The following is a 20,550-nucleotide window of genomic DNA, read 5'->3' as shown; positions in this document are numbered from 1 at the left end:
GCAGCACCCTGTCCACCACCGCTGAACCCATCAAGACGACGTTCCGAGAGCTGGGAATCCTCCCGGAGACCGCCGAGGCCCTGGAGGCCGTCGGCATCGTCCACCCGTTCCCCATCCAGGAGATGACCCTGCCGGTCGCGCTGACCGGCCACGACGTCATCGGCCAGGCCAAGACCGGCACCGGCAAGACCCTCGGCTTCGGCCTCCCGCTGATCGAGCGGGCCGTCGTGCGCGCCGACGTGGACGCCGGCCGCGCCACCGAGGAACAGCTCACCGACTTCCCGCAGGCGCTGATCGTCGTCCCGACCCGCGAGCTGTGCACCCAGGTCACCAACGACCTGCAGACCGCCGGCAAGGTCCGCAACGTGCGCGTCCTCGCCGTCTACGGCGGCCGGGCGTACGAGCCGCAGGTGGAGGCGCTCACCAAGGGCGTCGACATCGTCGTCGGCACCCCGGGGCGCCTGCTCGACCTGGCCGGCCAGAAGAAGCTCAACCTGTCCAGGGTCCGCGCGCTGGTCCTGGACGAGGCCGACGAGATGCTCGACCTGGGCTTCCTGCCCGACGTCGAGAAGATCATCACCATGCTGCCGGCCAAGCGGCAGACCCTGCTGTTCTCGGCCACCATGCCGGGCCAGGTCATCAACCTCGCCCGCCGGTACATGAGCCAGCCGACGCACATCCGGGCCGCCGCGCCGGACGACACCGGCGCGACCGTCGCCAACATCGAGCAGCACATCTTCCGTGCGCACTCGCTGGACAAGGTCGAGATGGTCTCGCGCATCCTGCAGGCCGACGGCCGCGGGCTCGCGATGATCTTCTGCCGCACCAAGCGCACCGCCGCCGACGTGTCCGACCAGCTGACCCAGCGCGGCTTCGCGGCCGGCGCGGTCCACGGCGACCTCGGCCAGGGCGCCCGCGAGCAGGCCCTGCGGGCCTTCCGCAACGGCAAGGTCGACGTGCTGGTGTGCACCGACGTCGCCGCCCGCGGCATCGACGTCGAGGGCGTCACGCACGTCATCAACTACCAGTGCCCCGAGGACGAGAAGACCTACCTGCACCGGATCGGCCGCACCGGCCGGGCCGGCGCCTCCGGCACCGCCGTCACCCTGGTCGACTGGGACGACATCCCGCGCTGGCAGCTGATCAACAAGGCGCTGGACCTGCCGTTCAACGAGCCGGAGGAGACCTACTCCACCTCGCCGCACCTCTACGAGCTGCTGAAGATCGCGCCGGGCACCAAGGGCATCCTGCCCCGCTCGGAGCGCACCCGCGCCGGCCTGGGCGCGGAGGAGGTCGAGGACCTCGGCGAGACCGGCGGGCGCGGGGCGCGCTCCGGCCGGGGTGGCCGCGGCGGGTCCGCCGGCTCGAACGGCTCCGGCGGCTCGAACGGCTCCGGCGGCTCGGGCGGCTCCGGTCGCTCCGGCCGTCCGGGCGGCCCGGCCGTCGAGGCGGCCGAGGAGAAGCCGAAGCGGACCCGCGAGCGCCGGCGCACCCGCCGGGGCTCCGAGGTCGGCGCCGAGGGCGAGGCCGCTGCCGCGGTGACCGCGTCCGCCGCGACGGCCCCGGCCGTCGAGGGCGCCGAGGGCGAGGCCGCGCCGCGCCGTCGTCGCCGCCGCTCGCGCGGTGGTGCGTCGGGCGCCGAGGCTGCCGTGGCCGAGGCCGCGGTGGTCGAGGCCGCCGAGGCCGTCGTCGCCGAGGCCGTGGCGGCCACCGAGGCTCCGGCTGAGGAGAAGCCGGCCGCGCGCACCCGGACCCGGACGCGGAAGCCCAAGGCGGAGGCCGTGGTCGAGGCCGCCGAGGCCGTCGTGGCCGAGGTCGTGGCGGAGGCCGTCGTCACCGAGGCTCCGGCCGAGGAGAAGAAGCCCGCCACCCGGACGCGCACCCGCAAGCCGAAGGCCGAGACCGTGGCCGACGCCGCCGTCACCGAGGCCCCGGCCGAGGAGAAGCCCGCCGCGCGCACCCGGACCCGCAAGCCCAAGGCCGAGGCCGTCGTGGCCGAGGTCGTGGCCGACGCTGTCGTCACCGAGGCCCCGGCCGAGGAGAAGAAGCCCGCCACCCGGACGCGCACCCGCAAGCCGAAGGCCGAGACCGCGGCCGACGCCGCCGTCACCGAGGCCCCGGCCGAGGAGAAGCCCGCCACGCGCACCCGGACCCGCAAGCCCAAGGCCGAGGCCGTCGCGGCCGAGACCGAGGCTGCGGCCGCCGAGACCGCCGAGGTCCCGGCCCCGCGCCGCCGGACGCGCGCCCGCAAGGCCGCCGAGGCGACCCCGGAGAGCTGACGCACCCACCCCGGAGGGGGTGGGCGGGCCGACAACGGGCCTGCCCACCCCCTCCGGCGTTCCCGGGGCGTGGAGACGGGCCCCAGGACGTGGAGACACGCCCTAGGCTCGGGCTTCGCCCGGGTAGTCGTACGACGCACGCAGGAGAGCAGGCCCATGAGCACGCCGCCGTTCCTCACCCTTCCCCGTTGTGCCCGCGCCGTGCGGGTCGCGACCGAGCGGGGCGGGTTCGCGGCGCTGCGGGCCGAGCCGGCCGGCGAGGTGCGCGGGTCGGCGCTCCTGGTGCCCGGGTTCACCGGCAGCAAGGAGGACTTCATCGCGCTGCTGGAGCCGCTCGCGGCGGCCGGGTACCGGGTGACGGCCGTCGACCAGCGCGGGCAGCACGAGACCGGCGGGCCCGACGATCCGGCCGCGTACGCCGTCGGGGCCCTCGGGGAGGACGTCCGGGCGCTCACCCGTGCCCTCGCCGGGGAGGCCGGCGACGGCCGGCCGCTGCACGTCGTGGGGCACTCCTTCGGCGGGCAGGTGGTGCGGGAGGCGGTGCTCGCGGCGGCGGCCGAGGGGGCCCTGCCGTGGGCCTCGCTGACGCTGATGTCCACCGGCGCGGGCGCCATCGACCCGGCCGAGGCGGCCCGCACCAAGCTGCTGCTGGACGCGCTGCCGGTGCTGAGCCTGGAGGAGATCTGGCAGGTCATGCGGCAGATGGAGGAGGGCGGCGGCGATCGGAAGGAGCGCCCGGCCGCCGACGTCGCCGCGTTCCTGCACCGCCGCTGGCTGGCCAACGTGCCGCGCGCGCTGGCCGTCACCGGCGGCCACCTGGTCGCCGGGCCCGACCGGGTCGACGAGCTGGCCGCCGCCACCGCCGGGCTGCCCGTGCTGGTGCTCTCCGGCGTGCGGGACCACGCCTGGCCGGTGCCGGCGCAGACGCTCATGGCGGAGCGGCTCGGCGCCCGCCGCGTGGTCGTCGAGGACGCCGGCCACTCCCCCAACGCCGAGCGCCCGGCCGCGACGGCGCAGGCGCTGGCCGCGTTCTGGGCCGGTGGCGTGGCCTCGCCCGACGTGGTCTGAACCACTTCTCGAAGTTCGACCGCGTTCAACAGAGGACAAAAGTCGTTAGTTACGGTAATCTTTGATTCTGTCCGGGAATCATCGCCGGCCCTCCGCGGGTTTCAATCCACTGAAACCAGTACTTAACGGACGGGCAACGGCCCGGAAGCACCGCCACGACACCGTGGTCCACGAGGCACCAGCAGCACCGGGCAAGCAGGGGGAGCCCTTGCCGCAGCAGACCGCCACACGTACGAGCCGCGCGATCCGGCCCCATCGCCGGACCGCCCGCAAGACCCTGGAAGGGCTGATACCGACTCAGCCGCAACCGCCCCGCGACGCGGGGCGAGGAAAGGAGACGCCCATGACGAAGCCCATGCGTTTCGAGATCGTCCGGCTGGACGACGCCAACGGCTCCGCGACCGACCGCCTGATCGCCGACGCCGAGACTGTCCGCGAGGTCGTGCAGGCCGCCGCCCGCACCGGCGAGCGCCTGCTCATCCGTCCGTGCCCGACCGTCTGACCCCGCGCGGCGCCTCCGACCGGGAGACCCCGCCCGCCGCCGACGAGCCCGGAGCGTCCGATCCGGACGTGCCGAAACCCGACTGACGCCCCGTCACCGCTATCGCCAATGACGGGGCGTCAGTGCGTCCGGGCCCCGCCCGGCCCCACCGGCCCGACGTTTGCCGCCCCCCGCCGCTGGACATCCCCCAACCTGAGCCGCCCGCACCCGCGCCCACCCGCGCCGGGCCGGGCGTCCCGCCACCGACAGGTGCCGCCGAACCCTCCGTACGGGTGATCGTCCTTGACGCGGCGGTCCGGAGGGAGGAGCGTTGTCGGCTATGAGGGGCGAGCCCAGCTGCCCGAGGTGCGCCGGTCGGGTCCGCGCCCCCGGCCTGTTTTCGGACACCTGGCAGTGCGACCAGCACGGAGCCGTGCACCCGATGCAGCCGGTGCTGCCCCCGAGCGTGGAGGCGCTCGGCGTGGCCGTCGCCCGTTCCCAGGTCCCGGTGTGGCTGCCCTGGCCGCTGCCGGTCGGCTGGCTCTACACCGGCATCGCGCACGTCGGCGACGACGTCTCCGGCGCCCGCGCCACCGCCGTTGCCTGTTCCGGGCCGGCCCCGCTCGGCGGTTTCGGCGAGCTGGTGCTGGTGGCGGAGGAGCTGGGCGTCGGCCTCGGCGCCCGCTACGCCGGGATGCCCGGTCCCGACCCGGGCGAGTCCGTCGCCCTCTACAAGCCCGCCGACGCCAAGCTGATGGCCGCCGGGCGGCCCACCCCGATGTTCCACGTCCCGGACGCCCCGGCCGACCGCGCCGTGTTCGTCGGCGAGGCCCGCGGGCTCTGGCTGTGGGCCGTCGCGTGGCCCGAGCAGTCCGCGCTGGTGATGTACGACGAGCTCGTCCTCACCGACCTGCGCGAGGCGGGCGCCGAACTGGACCTCCTGCCCTGCGGGGCCCTCTCCCCCCGGCTCCTGGGCTGAGCGCCCTATCCTGGGCCGCATCCGCGAGCTCCAGGAGGTCCGACCCGTGCGCATCGACCTGCACGCCCACAGCACCGCGTCCGACGGCACCGACAGCCCGGCCGAGCTGGTCGCGGCGGCGGTGGCCGCGGGCCTCGACGTCGTCGCGCTCACCGACCACGACACCGTCGCGGGGCACGCCGAGGCCGCCGAGGCCGTGCACGCGCTGCCGGCCGGCACCGCGCTGACCCTCGTGCCGGGGGCCGAGCTGTCCTGCGTCGTGGACGGCATCAGCATGCACCTGCTGGCGTACCTGTTCGACCCGGCCGAGCCGGCCTTCGCGGCCGAGCGGGAGCTGGTGCGCACCGACCGGTTCCGGCGCGGGAAGGCGATCGTCGAGCGCTGCCGGGAGCTGGGAGCGGACATCGACTGGGAGCAGGTAAAGCGGATCGCGGGCGAGGGCTCGGTGGGCCGGCCACACATCGCGAGCGCGCTGGTCGAGGCCGGCGTGGTGGCGACCGTCTCGGACGCCTTCACCGCCGAGTGGCTCGCCAACGGCGGCCGGGCGGACGTCCGCAAGCACGAGACCGACCCGGCCGAGGCGGTCCGGCTGGTCCGGGCGGCCGGCGGCGTGCCGGTGTTCGCCCACCCCGGCGCGGTCAAGCGCGGGCGGACCGTCTCCGACGAGGTGCTCGCCGGGCTCGCGGCGGCCGGGCTGGCCGGGCTGGAGGTCGACCACACCGACCACGACGAGGAGACCAGGGCCCGGCTGCGCGGCCTGGCCGGCGAGCTCGGGCTGCTGGTCACCGGGTCCAGCGACTACCACGGCGAGCGCAAGACCGTCCGGCTCGGCGAGCACACCACCGACCCCGGGGTGTACGAGGCGCTGCTGGCCCAGGCCACCGGCGCGAAGCCGATCGGGGGCTGAGCCCGCGCGCGGAGCCGCGCGGGCGTGCGGGAGCGCCGGGGCGGGGTGCGCCCGGAGCGCGCGCCCGGGCGTGCCTTCCGGTCCGGATCGCAGGGCCCCGGCCTGAGCCGAGAACCGCACCCCGGGTGGCGCCCCGTCAGTCCAGGCGGACGCCGCGGCGTTCCGGGTCGCGCAGGTCCGTACCGTGCTCCAGCCAGCGCTCCTGGAGGGCGGCGGCGCCGTGGACGCGCTTCCAGCCGGCCTCGTTGGGGGTCATCGGCAGCAGCGGGAGGAAGCGGACCGGGTCGGCCGGCTCGTCCAGGTCGAGGTCCGGCACCAGGCCGCCCGGCTCGGCGACCAGGACCGAGGTGAACGGCGCGCCCGCCCACAGCGGGGAGCCCAGGTCCAGCGAGCCGCCGGGGGCCACCACCAGGCCCTCCACCTGCGGCGTGGCGGCGAAGGTGGCGAGGCTGCGCAGCACGTCGTCGCGTCCGCCGCGGACGGTCAGGACGAGTTCGGCGCGCGGGCCGCGCACCTGGTCGGCGACCATCGCGGTCGGGTCGGCCATCGGGACGGCGGCCATGCCGAGGGTCGTGTAGCGGACGAGGCCGCCGGCGTCCGGGCCGAAGCGCAGCAGCTCGATCCGGTCGGTGCCGAGGAAGGTGACCGCGGCGCGGCCGCTCGGCTCGCCGAAGGTGGCGATCAGCCGGGCCTCGACGGCCGCCAGCACCGCCTCCCGGGAGAGTTCCGGGGAGGAGCCGTGGGGGTCGCCGAAGATCGGGAAGTCGTGCGCCATGCCCGTGAGCGTATCCCGCGCACCGGGCCCGGCGCCGGTCGCCGGCCGGATGTTAGGGTGAGCGACTGGCCACCGGGAACCATGAGTTCGGGCCTTCCGGGGCCGCGGCGCGAAGGAGGTGGTTGCGGTGGATACCGGCCGAGATCGGAGTACCGGCAGCTCTCCCCAGCGCCCTTCCCGCACGTCCCGCCCCGCCCGCTGATCCCGTAGCGGCGACCGGGGGCGGCCCGCGGAGAAACCGGCCGGGAGAGCTCCCCGCCCTTCACCGGTGTTCCTCGCCGTCGCACCCGCGGCCCTCCGCCCGCTCGCGCCGCACGTGCGGCGGCTCCTGTTCCAGGGAGCCTGCCATGTCGATGATCAACAACCTGCGCGCCGCCGTCCGCCCGGGCCGCCGCCGTCCGGCCACCGGCCGCTACGACACCGTGCCGCCGGGTGATGCCGGCTCGGCCGTGGTGGACTGCGCGGTCTACCAGGACGGCCGTCGGCACGGGCAGCGCTGCAGCCCGCGCGAGGCCGCCCGGCGGGTCCGGGCCGCGCGTCAACTGCCGGGCGGAGCGGGCTCGTTCAGCTGGATCGGACTGCACGAGCCGACCGAGGAGGAGTTCGAGGGCATCGCCCAGCGCTTCGGGCTGCACCCGCTCGCGGTCGAGGACGCGGTGCACGCGCACCAGCGGCCCAAGGTCGAGCGCTACGACGACGTGCTGTTCGCGGTGTTCAAGACGATCCGCTACGTCGAGCACGACCAGCTGACGCCGACCAGCGAGGTCGTGGAGACCGGCGAGCTGATGGTCTTCGCCGGGCGGGACTTCGTGATCACCGTCCGGCACGGCGGCCACGGCTCGCTCCAGGACCTGCGCCACCGGCTGGAGGCGGACGCGGACGAGGCCGGGCTGCTCGCCAAGGGCCCGGCCGCGGTGCTGCACGCGATCGCCGACCACGTCGTCGACAACTACCTGCTGGTCGCCGAGCGGCTGCAGAACGACGTGGACGAGATCGAGTTCGACGTCTTCTGCAACCGCGGCGGGCGCGGCACCGACGTCGGCCGGGTCTACCAGCTCAAGCGCGAGGTGCTGGAGTTCAAGCGGGCGGTGGTCCCGCTGCTGCGCCCGATGCAGCAGCTCTCGGAGCCGCAGCAGGGGCTCGTCGACCCGGACGTCCAGAAGTACTTCCGGGACGTCGCCGACCACCTGGCGCGGGTGACCGAGCAGGTGCACGGCTTCGACGAACTGCTCAACTCACTGCTCCAGGCGAACCTCGCGCAGGTGTCCGTCGCGCAGAACGAGGACATGCGCAAGATCACCGCCTGGGCCGCGATCTTCGCCGTGCCCACCATGATCACCGGCGTGTACGGCATGAACTTCGACTACATGCCCGAGCTGCACCACCGGTTCGGCTACCCGCTGGTGCTCGGCACGGTGGCCGTGATCTGCGTGGCGATGTACCGCGGCTTCCGCCGCAACGGCTGGCTGTAGCGCACGCCCCGGCCGGCGGGACGCCGTCAGCGCCGCCCGGCGCGGGCCACCAGCACCAGGCCGAGCAGGATCAGCACCACCGCCGGGTAGGCGGCCGCCGGGGGCCACTGGCCGAGCCAGAGCGCCGCGATCAGCGCCGCGCCCGGGGCCTCCAGCAGGATGGCGGTGGAGGTGACGGACGGGCCGAGCGTGCGCACCACGCGGTTGCTCAGCGAGTGGCCGAGGAACTGCGCGGCGACCATCAGCAGCACGATCTGCCACCACACCCCGGCCGGCCAGCCGGACATCCGCGTCCCGGCGGCCAGGCAGACTCCCAGCAGCACGACCGCCGTGGTGGCGTAGCAGACCAGCGTGTACGCGGTGGTGCTGACGGTCTTGCGGACCTCGGCGCCCAGCAGCATGTACCCGGCCGCGGCCAGGCCCGCGCCGAGCGCGAGGGCGTCGCCGAGGAGCGCGCGCGGGGAGAGCGAGAGGTCGACGCCGGTGAGCACCAGCACGCCGGCGAAGGCGGCGCCCATGCCGAGCCAGACCATCCGTGGCGCCCGGGTGCCGAACAGCCGCATCAGCAGGATCGTCCACAGCGGGGACGTGGTGACCAGGGCGGTCGCCGAGGCCACCGAGGTCATCCGCAGGCTCGGCATCCAGAGTGCGAAGTGCAGCGCGAGCAGGGCGCCGGCCGCGGCCGCGAGCAGCAGCGCCCGCCGGCCGATCCCGCGCAGCTCGGCGCGGTGGCGCAGCAGCGCGTACGGGGCGATCACGCCGACCGACATGACGTTGCGCCAGAACGCGATCGCGAGCGCCGGCGCGGCGGTGGCGCTGATCAGCGGGCCGGAGAGCGAGATGCCGCTGATGGAGACGGCGAGCAGCAGGAGGTCGAGGGTGGGCAGCGGGTGCGAGGGGGACGCACCGGCGGTGGGCGCGGGGGCGGTGGCGGGCCGGGCGGCGGGCACGGCGCTCCTTCGCGGGCGAGGGTGGCTGGCGGGGTGGCTGAGCGGGTCTCACCGTAAGGCCCGTGCCAGAGCGATGGAACTGTCGCCCGACGGGTGAGACGGCCCGTACGAGGCGGAGGCCGTACGCTGTGGGCCATGGACCGTACGCCCGCCACCGCCGACGACTTCCTCGACCAGGCCCTCCTGGAGGAGGCCGCGAAGAAGTCCGGACTGCTCTGGGTCCGCGCCGACGGCCAGGAGCAGTCCCGCCCGGTCTGGCACGCGTGGCACGACGGCGCCGTGGTCGTCGTCGGCGACGGCGGCGAGCAGCCGCTGCACGGCCTGGCCGCCGGCTCCGGCGCCGTGGTCACCGTCCGCAGCAAGGACAAGGGCGGGCGGCTCACCGGCTGGCCGGCCCGGGTCACCGAACTGGCCCCGCACAGCGAGGCCTGGCTGGGCGCGGTCGAGGAGCTCAAGGGCAAGCGGCTGAACGCGCCCGACACCGACACCATCGCCGACCGCTGGGCCCGCGAGTGCCGGGTGCTGCGGCTGGAGCCGGCCGGCGCCCTGGCCGAGCGCCCGGGCGCGATGCCGGACGGCTCGCACGCCGCCGTGCCGCCGGCGACCCCGGCGACCACCCGCCGGCCGATCCCGGCCGGCCTGCCCAAACTGCTGTTCAAGCGCCGCTGAAGGTTCGCCTCCGGTACTCCGTCGCGACAGTGCCTCGTCGGGCCGCTCCCGCACGCCGCGGGTAGCCTTGGCCAACGGGTGCGCCGCGGCGCGCGCCCAGCACGGTTTCGGACCGGTCGAGCGAGTCGAGGGAGTTCATGGCAGGGCCAGGCACCCGGGTCTTCATCTCCCATCTCTCCGCGATCGCGGTCTTCGACCCGAACGGGGACCAGGTCGGCCGGGTCCGCGACGTGGTCGTCACCCTGCGCCTGGGCGGGCGCCCGCCGCGGGTGCTCGGACTCGTGGTCGAGGTGGTCGGACGGCGCCGGATCTTCCTCCCGATGACCAGGATCACCAGCCTGGAGTCCGGCCAGGTGCTCACCACCGGCGTGATCAACCTGCGCCGCTTCGAGCAGCGCCCCGCCGAGACCCTCGTCCTCGCCGAGCTGCTGGACCGCACCGTCACGTGGTCGAAGACCGACGAGCCGGTCACCGTGCTGGACGTCGGCATGGTCCAGAGCCGGCTGCGCGAGTGGGAGATCAGCAAGGTCTTCGTCCAGGTCGGCCGGGCCGGGCGGCTGCGCAAGGGCAAGGGCGAGCGGCTCACCCTGGACTGGCAGGACGTCACCGGCTTCGCCCTGCTCGAACAGGACCAGGGCGCGGCCAACCTGCTCGCCACCTTCGAGCAGCTGCGCCCCGCCGACCTCGCCGGCGTGATGCACCACCTGTCCGCCAAGCGCCGAGCCGAGGTGGCCGCCGCGCTCGACGACGAGCGGCTCGCCGACGTCCTGGAGGAGCTCCCCGAGGACGACCAGGTCGAGATCATCGGCAAGCTCCAGGAGGAGCGCGCCGCCGACGTCCTGGAGGCGATGGACCCGGACGACGCCGCCGACCTGCTCTCCGAGCTGCCGAACGACGAGGCCGAGCGCCTGCTCCAGCTGATGGAGCCGGACGAGGCCGAGCCGGTGCGCCGCCTGCTGTCCTACGAGGAGGACACCGCGGGCGGTCTGATGACCACCGAGCCGGTCGTGCTGGAGCCGGACGCGACGGTCGCCGAGGCCCTCGCCCGGATCCGGGTGCGCGACCACAAGCCCGCGCTCGCCGCGCAGGTCTTCGTCTGCCGCCCGCCCAACGAGACCCCGACCGGCCGCTACCTCGGCACCGTGCACTTCCAGCGGCTGCTGCGCGAGCCCCCGTACGTCCTGGTCGGCTCGTTGGTCGACGACGACCTCGACCCGCTGCCGCCGGACACCCCGCTGCCGCTGATCACCAGCTACCTGGCGACCTACAACCTGGTCGCGGCCCCGGTCGTCGACGACGCGGACCACCTGCTCGGCGCCGTCACCGTCGACGACGTGCTCGACCACCTGCTGCCGGAGGACTGGCGCGACGCCGCGCTGCACGCCCGGGACCACGACCAGCACGAGACGGAAGGGGCGATCGGTGGACGCTGACCGCAAGGGACGGGCGGACGACGACCCCGCACGCCGGCGACTGCGCGGCGAGCTGCGGGAACTGCGCCAGCTGCGCGAACTGCGCACCCGCGAGGGCAGCAGCCGCGAGCGCCTGGAGACCTCCCCGATCAGCGGCTCCAACCGCGCCCGGTTCGACCAGCCGCGCACCGCCCGGCCGGGCCTGCTCTCCCTGCCCTCGTACGACCCGGAGGCCTTCGGCAAGCTCTCCGAGCGCATCGCCCGCTTCCTCGGCACCGGACGGTTCATCGTCTGGATGACCGTGGTGATCATCATCTGGGTGGCCTGGAACACCCTGCTCCCGGACGACGTGCGCTTCGACTCCTACCCGTTCATCTTCCTGACCCTGGTCCTGTCGCTGCAGGCCTCCTACGCGGCGCCGCTGATCCTGCTCGCGCAGAACCGCCAGGACAACCGGGACCGCGTCAACATGGAGCAGGACCGGGCCCGCAGCGACCGCAACATCGCCGACACCGAGTACCTGACCCGCGAGGTGGCGGCGCTGCGCCAGGGCCTCGGCGAGGTCGCCACCCGGGACTTCATCCGTTCCGAACTCCAGTCCCTGCTGAAGGAGATCGAGGAGCGCCGGGAGACCAGCGAGGCGCTGTGACCGGCGGCACGCTACCGACGGGTTAAGGGGATCGGCGGGCGCCGTACCATCAAGGCATGGCCAACGAGACAGAGGTCGCGGCCGGCGTCACGGAGGACTCCGTGCGCCAGGCGCTGTCGACCGTCAACGACCCGGAGATCAACCGCCCGATCACCGAGATCGGCATGGTGAAATCGGTCGAGATCGCCGAGGGCGGCGCGGTGCGGGTCGCGGTCTACCTGACCGTCTCCGGCTGTCCGATGCGCGAGACCATCGTCACCCGGGTCCGCGAGGCGGTCGGACGGGTCCCCGGCGTGAGCGGCGTCGAGGTCGAGCTCGACGTGATGAGCGACGAGCAGCGCAAGGAGCTCTCCCAGCTGCTGCGCGGCGGCGCCCCCGAGCGGGAGATCCCGTTCGCCAAGCCCGGCACCCTCACCCGCGTCTACGCCGTCGCCTCCGGCAAGGGCGGCGTCGGCAAGTCCTCGGTGACCGTCAACCTGGCCGCCGCGATGGCCGCGGACGGCCTGAAGGTCGCCGTGGTGGACGCCGACATCTACGGCCACAGCGTGCCGCGCATGCTGGGCGTCGAGGGCCGGCCCACCCAGGTCCAGGACATGATCATGCCGCCGCAGGCGAACGGCGTGAAGGTCATCTCGATCGGCATGTTCACCCCGGGCAACGCCCCGGTCGTGTGGCGCGGCCCGATGCTGCACCGCGCCCTCCAGCAGTTCCTCGCCGACGTGTACTGGGGCGACCTGGACGTGCTGCTGCTGGACCTGCCGCCCGGCACCGGCGACATCGCGATCTCGGTGGCGCAGCTGGTCCCGAACGCCGAGATCCTGATCGTCACCACCCCGCAGATGGCCGCCGCCGAGGTGGCCGAGCGGGCCGGCACGATCGCGGTGCAGACGCACCAGAAGATCGTCGGCGTGATCGAGAACATGTCCGGCATGCCGTGCCCGCACTGCGACGAGATGATCGACGTCTTCGGCACCGGCGGCGGCCAGACCGTCGCGGAGGCGCTCACCCGCACCGTCGGCGCGACCGTGCCGGTGCTCGGCTCGATCCCGATCGACGTCCGCCTGCGCGAGGGCGGCGACGACGGCCGCCCGGTCGTGCTCGCCGCGCCCGACTCCCCGGCCGGCGCCGCCCTGCGCGCCGTCGCCGGCAAGCTCGGCGGGCGCCAGCGCGGCCTGTCCGGCATGTCGCTCGGCCTGACGCCCAGGAACAAGTTCTAGCCGTACGTCACGAGGGGCCGGGTGGTGCGCCACCCGGCCCCTCGGCGCGTTCGCGGACGGGGCGCCGGTACCGGTGCCGGTACCGTGGCGCTAGGGGCGGGTGTAGGCGGTCAGGTCCGGGACGGTCGAGAAGCCGGCGCCGTAGGCGCTGACGCCACGGCCGTACGCGCCCAGCAGGACGCCGGGGGCCTCGCCGGCCAGCACCCAGCCGTACTCGGACTCGCGGTAGCGGAACGGCTGCGGCAGCCCGTTCACCGGCAGGCTCAGGGTGGACCAGCCGGGGCCGGCCAGGTCGTCGGCGAGGTCCCACGCGAGGGAGCTCTGCTGTTCCAGCCAGTCCTGGCGCAGCGCCCGGTCCAGCTGGCCGGGCCAGGTGGCGGCGAGCAGGCCGGAGCCGGCCAGCCAGGCGGCGGAGGAGGCGGAGGTCGCCTCCAGGGTGCCGGTGTTGTCGGCGCTGCGGCGGCTGTCGCGGCGGGCGACGGTGACGACGACGGCGAACTTGCGCACGTCGCGCGGCTCGAACTGGCGGGCCGGCTCCTCGCCGTGGCCGAGGGTGCCGTAGTCGACCCCGGCGGACGCCCCGCCGCGGGGGCCGCCGGCGCCGGCCTGCATCAGGTAGCGGCGGCCGGTCCAGCCGTCGTCCAGGCCGTACCACGGGAAGTCGGCGGACAGGTAGGGCACCAGCGGGTCCGCCGGGCCGGCCTGCCCGCCGACCACCGGGCCGCCGGCCGTGGCCGTCGCCCCTCCCGCCTGACTCGTCGCGTCCATCCCCGGGCCTCCTCTAAAGCACGTGTGCCTGCCGGGACCCCGCTCCCTTGGTGGCGGGCCCCGGCGCCCCCGCCGCGCGTCCTGCGGCCCGCGCGGGCGCGGGAACTGACGGACAGCTCGACGGGAACAATCAGCACAATAGCGGCGCGCACGCCGCCGCCCCGCTCAACCGTGCGGGCGAGCGGGGCGGCGGCGTGGCCGAAGAGCGACGGCGCGGGGGCGCGGTCAGGTCGCGTCGGGGTCGAACGGGGGGCGCTCGCCGGGCTGGAGCGGCGGGCCGGCGGAGGCGGCGGCCGGGGCGGCGGCCTTGTCGAAGCTGACGCTGCCGGCGCGGCCGTTCACCGGGCCGGTGGGCTTGTCGTCCAGGACCGACCGGATGTCCAGCGAGTCCTTCATGTCCTTGAGGCCCAGCGGGTCCTCGTTGCCGCCCATGAGCTGCTTGCGGACGAAGGTCTTGGGGTGCAGGTCCTCGAACTCGAAGTCCTTGAACTCCGGGCCGAGCTCGCTGCGGATGTCCTCCTTCGCGCTGTCGGCGAAGGAGCGGACCTTGCGGATGAAGCCCATCGTGTCCTGGATCAGCTTCGGAAGCTTGTCGGGGCCGAAGATGATGATCGCCATGACGATCAGGGTCAGGATCTCCAGCCCGCCTACGTCGCTGAACACCTATGCTCCCTAGCTCGCCGGACGACGGTTCCTACAGGGTAATGGCCATCGGCGGGTCTCCGGTCCACGGTGTGATGAACCCGTGGTAAAGACCGGCCGATGGCCGGAAGCCGTCCGCGAGCGGCGCTGTGGCGCGGGTCTTGAGGACCGGGTCTAGCGGAGTTCCCGGTGCAGGGCGGTCAGCCCGCCCACCGGGCGGTCCGGCAAGGGGGTCGCCTCGCGCGTCGCGGCGACCGGGAAGCCCGGGAAGTCCACCGGGACCTGCGCGTTCATCGGGACCAGCCCGCCACCGCGGCCGGGGGTGCCGGCCGAGCCGACCGGGCTCACCGACGTACCGTGCTGGTCCTCGCTCTGCGCGCTCAGGCCGCCGACGCCGCCCAGCGTCACCGCGGCCACCGAGAAGGCGCCGGCGGCGGCGAAGACGAAGCGGCGCCCGCGCGGCGCGGACGGCCGGACCACGGCCACCGCGGCGGCGGGCTGCGGCCGGGCCGGGGCCTCGGGGCGCGCGGCGCGGCGGCCCATCAGCGGGCGCAGGACGGCCCCGCCGCGGCCGAACGCGCGCGGGTCGACCCCGGGCAGCGGGGTGCCGGCGCCGAGCGCGCCCGCGCCGAAGGAGGCGCCGGCGCCGCGGCCGAAGGAGCCGCCGTCGAGCCGGCTGCCGCCGAGCGTGCCGGGGCCGGTGACGCCGCCGCCGGGCAGGTCGTCGTCGTCCCGGCCGTCGCGCCAGTCGGAGCCGGGCTGCTCGTCGTCCGGCAGGCTCCCGACGGCCATCAGGCGGGCCATCAGGCCCGAGGACGGGCCGGGGGTGCCGGTGCGGGTCAGCAGGTGCTTGACGCCGCGGCCCTCGTCCGCCTCGGCCAGGCACTGCGGGCAGGTCGCCAGGTGGGCCTGGACGCGTTCGCGGGAGTCGTGCCCGAGCTCGCCGTCCAGGAAGGCGGACAGCCGCTCGCCGAGGTGGTGCTCCTCGGCGGCGGGCTCGGCGGGGCGCACGGCCACGGCCCGCAGCTCGGCGTCGCCGGGCAGCGGGGCGGCGGACGGCAGCGGCTCGCCCGGCTCGTCACCGCCGCGGCGGCCGGGCAGGGACCAGCCCCGCCTGGCGGCGGACCGGCCGGACGGCTCCGGACGGCCCGACCCCGAGCGGCCGGTTCCGCTCACGATCGCCTCCGTCCGCGCCCGCCCGGTGCTGCCGGGACCTCGCCGGCGGCGGCGCCCACCGGCACCGGCTCCTCCGAGCCGCCGCGGCGCTCGCGCCCGGGGGCCGAGCCGGGGGCGCGGTGCTTGAGCGCGGCGCGCAGGTGGGAGCGGCCGCGGTGGATGCGGCTGCGGACGGTGCCGAGCTTGACGCCCAGCGTGGCGGCGATCTCCTCGTAGGACAGGCCCTCGATGTCGCAGAGCACCACGGCGGCGCGGAACTCCGGCGCGAGGGTGTCCAGCGCCTGCTGGACGTCGGCGTCGAAGTGGGTGTCGCTGAAGTGCTGGGCCGGGCTGGGCTCGCGGGAGGCGAGGCGCTCGGCCGCGTCGTCGCCGAGCGCGTCGAAGCGGATGCGCTGGCGGCGGCGGACCATGTCCAGGAACAGGTTGGTGGTGATCCGGTGCAGCCAGCCCTCGAACGTGCCGGGGGTGTAGGTGGACAGCGAACGGAACACCCGGACGAAGACCTCCTGCGTGAGGTCCTCGGCGTCGTGCTGGTTGCCCGTCAGGCGGTAGGCCAGGCGGTAGACGCGGGCACTGTGGGCCTCGACGATCTCCTCCCACGTGGGGGGAGTCCAGGACTGCGCGTCGGGACCCTCGGTGAAGGTCGCGAGGGCGGGGGCCTCGGTGGTACCGGCGTCCGGCGTCGCGGCGGCGGGCTGGTCCAGGTCGGAGTGCGCAGGCTGGTTCATCACGGGCTTCGGCGTACGGGCCGACGCGGTGCCGCGGACGTGCCGCCGCACGGGGACGTCGCCCTCGGCCACACCTCCTCGGTCGGCTCTTCTGCCCAGCAGGGCCACCACCATATCCACCTCACCCGTCAAGCCCGGATAAAAGTGCCCGGGAGGTCTCCCGCACCCGGTCCCTCCTCACAACGGCCCGCCGCCGTACGCGGTTCCCGCCCGGCCAGTAATCTGTGGCAGGAAATATCGACATCCCCCGGCACCGGGCCGCCACCCGGGGCTCCGAAAGAGGCAGCCATCAGCGAGTTCGGGCCCGCGCGCGCGGCCCTCGCAGACACCTACGTGGGCGAGGACGCGGTGCTGACCTACGCCCGGGCGCAGTCCGCGCGGACGGGGATAAGGGCGATCGGGCCGAGCGGCGGGGCGTGCCTGAGACTGATGGCGGCCGCGCTGGACGCCAAGGCGGTCGCCGAGATCGGTACCGGGACGGGCGTCTCCGGGGTCTACCTGCTGCGCGGGATGCGGCCGGACGGCGTGCTGACCACGGTGGACTCCGAGCCGGTGCGCCAGCAGCTGGCGCGCGAGGCGTACCAGGCGGCGGGTTTCGCGGCCAACCGCTCGCGGTTCATACCGGGACGGGCGCTGGAGGTGCTGCCGAGGCTCGCGGACGGCCAGTACGACCTGGTGTTCTGCGACGGCGATCCGGCGGAGTCGCGGGAGTACCTGGCGGAGGCGCTGCGGCTGCTGCGGCCGGGCGGGATGGTCTGCTTCGAGGGGGTCTTCCAGGAGGGCCGGCTGGCCGAGCCGGAGCTGCAGGACCCGCAGACGGACGCGGTGCGCAACCTGGTCCAGGACGTCCGGGAGAGCGACGGGCTGCTGCCCGCGCTGCTGCCGGTCTCGGACGGGCTGCTCTGCGCCGTCAAACGCTGAGCGCCCCCGGGAGCGCCCCCGGGCCGGTCCCGGGCCGGTCCCGGGAAGCCGCCGGCCCGGGCCGACATGACGTCGGACCCGGGCCGGCAGTACATCTCCAGGAGATGGGGAGCACCCGCTGCGGTCAGCCGCAGGCCTTCTTCAGGGCCTCGCCGAGGGCGTCGGCCTCGTCAGGCGTGAGCTCCACCACGAGGCGTCCGCCGCCTTCGAGCGGAACGCGCATGATGATGCCCCGCCCCTCTTTGGTGACTTCGAGCGGGCCGTCACCCGTCCGCGGCTTCATGGCCGCCATGCTCGTTCCCCTTCCTGCAACCGCTCAGCTACGCACCGGCAGTCCGTCCACCGCCGGTATCGAACGCATTGATCGGAAGCCATTATCCCGCATGCCACGGCCTGATGACCAACATCACTCTCGGTGCAACCTCGGCCGGATCCGCCCCAACCGCCGCATTTGCCGTCATAAGCCCCGGCACGCCGGCGGTGCGGACACCACCGGAAGGTGCGATACCTCACACTCCCCAGGCGGCCCGGTGCTCCGGCATCCTGACACCCGACGAGACCGCAGCGATCACAAGGGAGACCCCTCGCCCATGTCCGATTCCGTGCTGTACGAGCTGGACGGCGGCCTGGCCGTCATCACGATCAACCGTCCGGAGGCGATGAACGCGCTGGACGTCGCGACGAAGGTCGCGCTGCGGGACACGATGACCGCCGCGGCGGCCGACCCGGCGGTGCGCGCCGTGCTGCTGACCGGGGCGGGCGAGCGCGCGTTCTGCGTCGGACAGGACCTCAACGAGCACCTCGCGATGCTCAAGCGGGCCGACGAGACCGGCGAGGGCGCGCTGCGGACCGTCGCCGAGCACTACAACCCGCTGGTGCGGGCGCTGGCGGGCATGCGCAAGCCGACCGTCGCGGCGGTCGGCGGGGTCGCGGCGGGCGCGGGCGCCTCGCTCGCCTTCGCCTGCGACTTCCGGATCCTGTCCGAGAAGGCCGGCTTCAACACCGCGTTCGCCGGGATCGGGCTGACCGCGGACTCGGGCGCCTCCTGGACGCTCCCCCGGCTGGTCGGGCACGCCAAGGCCACCGAGCTGCTGATGCTGCCGCGGACGGTCAGGGCCACCGAGGCGATGGAGCTGGGCCTGGCCACCAAGGTCGTCGCGCCCGAGGAACTGGCCGCCACCGCACGGGTCTTCGCCCGCGAGCTGGCCGAGGGCCCGACGGTGGCCTACGGCGCCATCAAGGAGTCGCTGGCGTACGGGGCTTCGCACTCGCTGGACGAACTGCTCGACAAGGAGGACGAGCTGCAGACCCTGGCCGGTGAGAGCGAGGACCACCGGATCGCGGTCCGCGCCTTCATCGCCAAGGAGAAGCCCGCCTACCGGGGCCGCTGAGCGCCGCGTTACCGGGGCCGCCGGGCCTTGCCGGACGGGCTCCGGAGCTCGGTGCGCACGTGGCAGGCCGCCAGGTGGTCGTCGACCAGGCCGCAGGCCTGCATGAGCGCGTAGGCGGTGGTGGGGCCGACGAAGCGGAAGCCCTCCTTCTTGAGCGCCTTCGCGAGCGCCGTCGACCCGGGCGTGACGGCCGGGACCTCCGCGAGCGTGCGGGGGGCCGGCCGGTCCGGGTCTCCGGCGAAGCCCCAGATCAGCTCTTCCAGGCCGCCGTCGAGCCCGCGGGCGACCCGGGCGTTGGCGATGGCCGCCTCGATCTTGGCCCGGTTGCGGATGATGCCGGCGTCGGCGAGCAGCCGCTCGACGTCGGCCTCGCCGAACTCGGCGACCGCGGCGATCTCGAAACCGGCGAACGCGGCCCGGAAGCCCTCGCGGCGGCGCAGGATGGTCAGCCAGGACAGACCGGACTGGAAGGCCTCCAGGCAGACCCGTTCGAACAGGGCGTCGTCGCCGTGCACCGGGCGGCCCCACTCGGTGTCGTGGTAGACCCGGTAGTCGTCGGTCGAGTCGCCCCAGCCGCAGCGGCGCAGGCCGTCGGCGCCGAGGACGGTGCCGTCCTGCGGACCGGTCACCGGTCCTCCACCGGCTTCGCGTCCTCGGGCGCCCCGGCCGGCTCGACGACCTTGGCGAACGCCTCCAGGCCGGGCAGCGGTTCGGCGCCGGCGTCGGGTCCCGTGGTGGCCTCGACCGCGCCGCGCAGGTGGGCGGCGGCCTCCAGTTCGGCGATCCGCGAGTCGCGGTAGGCGAGTTCGGCGCCGAGGCGGTCCAGGACGTCGTCGACCTCGTCCATCCGGTAGCCGCGCACGGCCATCGGCAGGCGCAGGTCGTCCACGTCCGTCTTGTGCAGCGGACGGTCCTGCGGCAGCCGCGCCGCGAGGCGGTCCTGAACCGCCTCGGGCATCGAACCGCCGCCGCCGAGCGCCACCAGCGCGGCGCCGCCGACCACCACGGCCATGGCGACCACGATCACCCAGAACACGAGCTGTCCTCCCGACTTCCCGGCCGGCCTGCTGTCAGGTGCCCGGACCGCGCTGATCATGACAGCATGGTCCCTAGTGAGGCCGGGGGCCATCATCGCACCCTGGGGAGCCGTGGAGGAGACATCGGTGGCGCTGCGCCTGGGACCGCGCGAATTCGGTGACGACGAGCTGGTGATCATGGCCATCGTCAACCGGACCCCGGACTCGTTCTTCGACCGGGGGGCGACGTTCGCGGACGAGGCCGCCTTCGTGGCCGCCGACCGGGCGGTGGCCGAGGGCGCCGCGATCCTGGACATCGGCGGGGTCAAGGCCGGGCCGGGCGACGAGGTCACCGTCGAGGAGGAGCTGCGCCGCACGGTGCCGTTCGTCGCGGAGCTGCGAAAGCGCCACCCGGACGCCGTGATCAGCGTGGACACCTGGCGGCACGAGGTCGGCGAGGCGGTCTGCGAGGCCGGCGCGGACCTGCTGAACGACGCCTGGGGCGGCGTGGACCCGAAGCTCGCCGAGGTGGCCGCGCGGTACGACGCGGGGCTGGTCTGCACGCACGCGGGCGGCGCCGAGCCGCGCACCCGGCCGCACCGGGTGGGCTACGAGGACGTCATGGCGGACATCCTGCGGGTGACCGTCGGCCTGGCCGAGCGGGCCGTGGAGCTGGGCGTGCGGCGGGACGCGCTGATCATCGACCCCGGGCACGACTTCGGCAAGAACACCCGGCACTCGCTGGAGGCGACCCGGCGGCTGCCGGAGATGACCGCGACCGGCTTCCCGGTGCTGGTGTCGCTGTCCAACAAGGACTTCGTCGGCGAGACGCTCGACAAGCCGGTGGACGAGCGGCTGCTGGGCACGCTCGCGACGACGGCCGTCTCGGCCTGGCTGGGCGCGCGGGTCTACCGGGTGCACCAGGTCGCCGAGACCCGGCAGGTGCTGGACATGGTCGCCTCGATCCGGGGCACCCGGCCCCCGGCGGTGGCCCGCCGGGGACTGGCCTGACCGCGGCGCCCGGATCCCGCTTGCCCGGATCCCGTCGGC

The 20,550-nt window shown here is 74.7% G+C and carries 22 protein-coding genes; 13 read left to right on the top strand and 9 right to left on the bottom strand.

What is annotated here, in order from left to right:
• The first annotated feature begins 122 nt into the window (after positions 1-122).
• The 5 genes from ACFVSN_RS31805 to ACFVSN_RS31785 all read left to right on the top strand — a co-directional run bounded on the left by ACFVSN_RS31805 (position 123) and on the right by ACFVSN_RS31785 (position 5,714).
• Positions 123-2,279, top strand: coding sequence for a DEAD/DEAH box helicase (locus ACFVSN_RS31805; protein ID WP_387957062.1), 2,157 nt, complete (start codon positions 123-125; stop codon positions 2,277-2,279).
• 156 nt (positions 2,280-2,435) lie between these two features.
• Positions 2,436-3,347, top strand: a complete 912-nt coding sequence (locus ACFVSN_RS31800) for an alpha/beta fold hydrolase (protein WP_387957061.1) — start codon at positions 2,436-2,438, stop codon at positions 3,345-3,347.
• Between the two features lie 343 nt (positions 3,348-3,690).
• Entirely contained in the window at positions 3,691-3,849 is a 159-nt protein-coding gene (locus tag ACFVSN_RS31795; protein WP_359963543.1) for a hypothetical protein, read from the top strand.
• A gap of 319 nt (positions 3,850-4,168) precedes the next feature.
• Positions 4,169-4,807: a DUF6758 family protein gene (locus ACFVSN_RS31790; RefSeq protein WP_380438221.1), complete on the top strand. Its 639-nt coding sequence runs from the start codon at positions 4,169-4,171 to the stop codon at positions 4,805-4,807.
• A 46-nt stretch (positions 4,808-4,853) separates the two neighbouring features.
• The gene (locus ACFVSN_RS31785; protein WP_387597187.1) at positions 4,854-5,714 is read left to right on the top strand and encodes a PHP domain-containing protein; all 861 of its coding nucleotides are present in this window, start codon (positions 4,854-4,856) and stop codon (positions 5,712-5,714) included.
• A 136-nt stretch (positions 5,715-5,850) separates the two neighbouring features.
• Here ACFVSN_RS31785 and ACFVSN_RS31780 read toward each other — a convergent pair whose 3' ends face one another.
• The gene (locus tag ACFVSN_RS31780; protein ID WP_380438216.1) at positions 5,851-6,489 is read right to left on the bottom strand and encodes a suppressor of fused domain protein; all 639 of its coding nucleotides are present in this window, start codon (positions 6,487-6,489) and stop codon (positions 5,851-5,853) included.
• Between the two features lie 347 nt (positions 6,490-6,836).
• Between ACFVSN_RS31780 and corA the strand changes: the two genes are divergently transcribed.
• Positions 6,837-7,961: a magnesium/cobalt transporter CorA gene (gene corA / locus ACFVSN_RS31775; protein ID WP_380438214.1), complete on the top strand. Its 1,125-nt coding sequence runs from the start codon at positions 6,837-6,839 to the stop codon at positions 7,959-7,961.
• Positions 7,962-7,987: 26 nt separating this feature from the next.
• On the opposite strand, the gene ACFVSN_RS31770 is transcribed toward corA, so the two are convergent.
• Positions 7,988-8,911 (bottom strand): DMT family transporter, encoded by a 924-nt coding sequence (locus ACFVSN_RS31770; RefSeq protein WP_387597183.1) that lies wholly within the window; start codon positions 8,909-8,911, stop codon positions 7,988-7,990.
• 135 nt (positions 8,912-9,046) lie between these two features.
• Between ACFVSN_RS31770 and ACFVSN_RS31765 the strand changes: the two genes are divergently transcribed.
• The 4 genes from ACFVSN_RS31765 (at position 9,047) to ACFVSN_RS31750 (ending at position 12,858) form a co-directional block, all read left to right on the top strand.
• Entirely contained in the window at positions 9,047-9,580 is a 534-nt protein-coding gene (locus ACFVSN_RS31765; RefSeq protein WP_380499237.1) for a hypothetical protein, read from the top strand.
• 137 nt (positions 9,581-9,717) lie between these two features.
• On the top strand, positions 9,718-11,013 hold the full coding sequence (locus tag ACFVSN_RS31760) for a magnesium transporter MgtE N-terminal domain-containing protein (RefSeq protein WP_380438208.1): 1,296 nt from the start codon (positions 9,718-9,720) through the stop codon (positions 11,011-11,013).
• A 40-nt stretch (positions 11,014-11,053) separates the two neighbouring features.
• Positions 11,054-11,641, top strand: a complete 588-nt coding sequence (locus ACFVSN_RS31755) for a DUF1003 domain-containing protein (protein WP_380438280.1) — start codon at positions 11,054-11,056, stop codon at positions 11,639-11,641.
• Positions 11,642-11,697: 56 nt separating this feature from the next.
• Positions 11,698-12,858, top strand: coding sequence for an Mrp/NBP35 family ATP-binding protein (locus ACFVSN_RS31750; RefSeq protein WP_380438206.1), 1,161 nt, complete (start codon positions 11,698-11,700; stop codon positions 12,856-12,858).
• A 90-nt stretch (positions 12,859-12,948) separates the two neighbouring features.
• Here the strand turns inward: ACFVSN_RS31750 and ACFVSN_RS31745 are convergent, their stop codons facing one another.
• The 4 genes from ACFVSN_RS31745 to sigE all read right to left on the bottom strand — a co-directional run bounded on the left by ACFVSN_RS31745 (position 12,949) and on the right by sigE (position 16,286).
• Positions 12,949-13,626, bottom strand: a complete 678-nt coding sequence (locus ACFVSN_RS31745) for a hypothetical protein (protein ID WP_380438204.1) — start codon at positions 13,624-13,626, stop codon at positions 12,949-12,951.
• 225 nt (positions 13,627-13,851) lie between these two features.
• Positions 13,852-14,289 (bottom strand): sec-independent translocase, encoded by a 438-nt coding sequence (locus tag ACFVSN_RS31740; protein WP_380438202.1) that lies wholly within the window; start codon positions 14,287-14,289, stop codon positions 13,852-13,854.
• A gap of 153 nt (positions 14,290-14,442) precedes the next feature.
• On the bottom strand, positions 14,443-15,444 hold the full coding sequence (locus ACFVSN_RS31735) for a zf-HC2 domain-containing protein (RefSeq protein ID WP_380438200.1): 1,002 nt from the start codon (positions 15,442-15,444) through the stop codon (positions 14,443-14,445).
• A complete protein-coding gene (gene sigE, locus ACFVSN_RS31730; protein ID WP_380503174.1) occupies positions 15,441-16,286 on the bottom strand; it encodes an RNA polymerase sigma factor SigE in 846 nt (281 codons plus the stop codon). The genes ACFVSN_RS31735 and sigE overlap by 4 nt, the downstream gene beginning before the upstream one ends.
• 174 nt (positions 16,287-16,460) lie before the next feature.
• On the opposite strand from sigE, the gene ACFVSN_RS31725 reads away from it, so the two are divergent.
• Complete coding sequence (locus ACFVSN_RS31725) at positions 16,461-17,093, top strand: O-methyltransferase (protein WP_329928162.1); 633 nt, start codon at positions 16,461-16,463, stop codon at positions 17,091-17,093.
• 124 nt (positions 17,094-17,217) lie between these two features.
• Here the strand turns inward: ACFVSN_RS31725 and ACFVSN_RS31720 are convergent, their stop codons facing one another.
• Positions 17,218-17,385, bottom strand: a complete 168-nt coding sequence (locus ACFVSN_RS31720; protein WP_014137929.1) for a DUF3117 domain-containing protein — start codon at positions 17,383-17,385, stop codon at positions 17,218-17,220.
• 298 nt (positions 17,386-17,683) lie between these two features.
• Here ACFVSN_RS31720 and ACFVSN_RS31715 point away from each other — a divergent pair, with 298 nt between their 5' ends.
• Positions 17,684-18,484 (top strand): enoyl-CoA hydratase-related protein, encoded by an 801-nt coding sequence (locus ACFVSN_RS31715; protein ID WP_380438198.1) that lies wholly within the window; start codon positions 17,684-17,686, stop codon positions 18,482-18,484.
• 8 nt (positions 18,485-18,492) lie between these two features.
• Here ACFVSN_RS31715 and ACFVSN_RS31710 read toward each other — a convergent pair whose 3' ends face one another.
• Together ACFVSN_RS31710 and ACFVSN_RS31705 are read right to left on the bottom strand one after the other, a co-directional pair.
• Positions 18,493-19,113, bottom strand: coding sequence for a DNA-3-methyladenine glycosylase I (locus ACFVSN_RS31710; protein WP_380438196.1), 621 nt, complete (start codon positions 19,111-19,113; stop codon positions 18,493-18,495).
• Positions 19,110-19,580, bottom strand: coding sequence for a DivIVA domain-containing protein (locus ACFVSN_RS31705; RefSeq protein WP_380438194.1), 471 nt, complete (start codon positions 19,578-19,580; stop codon positions 19,110-19,112). The genes ACFVSN_RS31710 and ACFVSN_RS31705 overlap by 4 nt, the downstream gene beginning before the upstream one ends.
• Positions 19,581-19,698: 118 nt before the next feature.
• On the opposite strand from ACFVSN_RS31705, the gene folP reads away from it, so the two are divergent.
• Positions 19,699-20,511, top strand: a complete 813-nt coding sequence (gene folP, locus ACFVSN_RS31700) for a dihydropteroate synthase (protein ID WP_387957069.1) — start codon at positions 19,699-19,701, stop codon at positions 20,509-20,511.
• The last annotated feature ends 39 nt before the right edge of the window (positions 20,512-20,550 follow it).

Source organism: Kitasatospora sp. NPDC057904 (genome assembly GCF_042887925.1).
In the GTDB taxonomy this organism is placed as follows: domain Bacteria; phylum Actinomycetota; class Actinomycetes; order Streptomycetales; family Streptomycetaceae; genus Kitasatospora.
The sequence above is the reverse complement of the archived record's forward strand: the minus strand, read 5'-3'. Positions and strand labels throughout refer to the sequence as shown.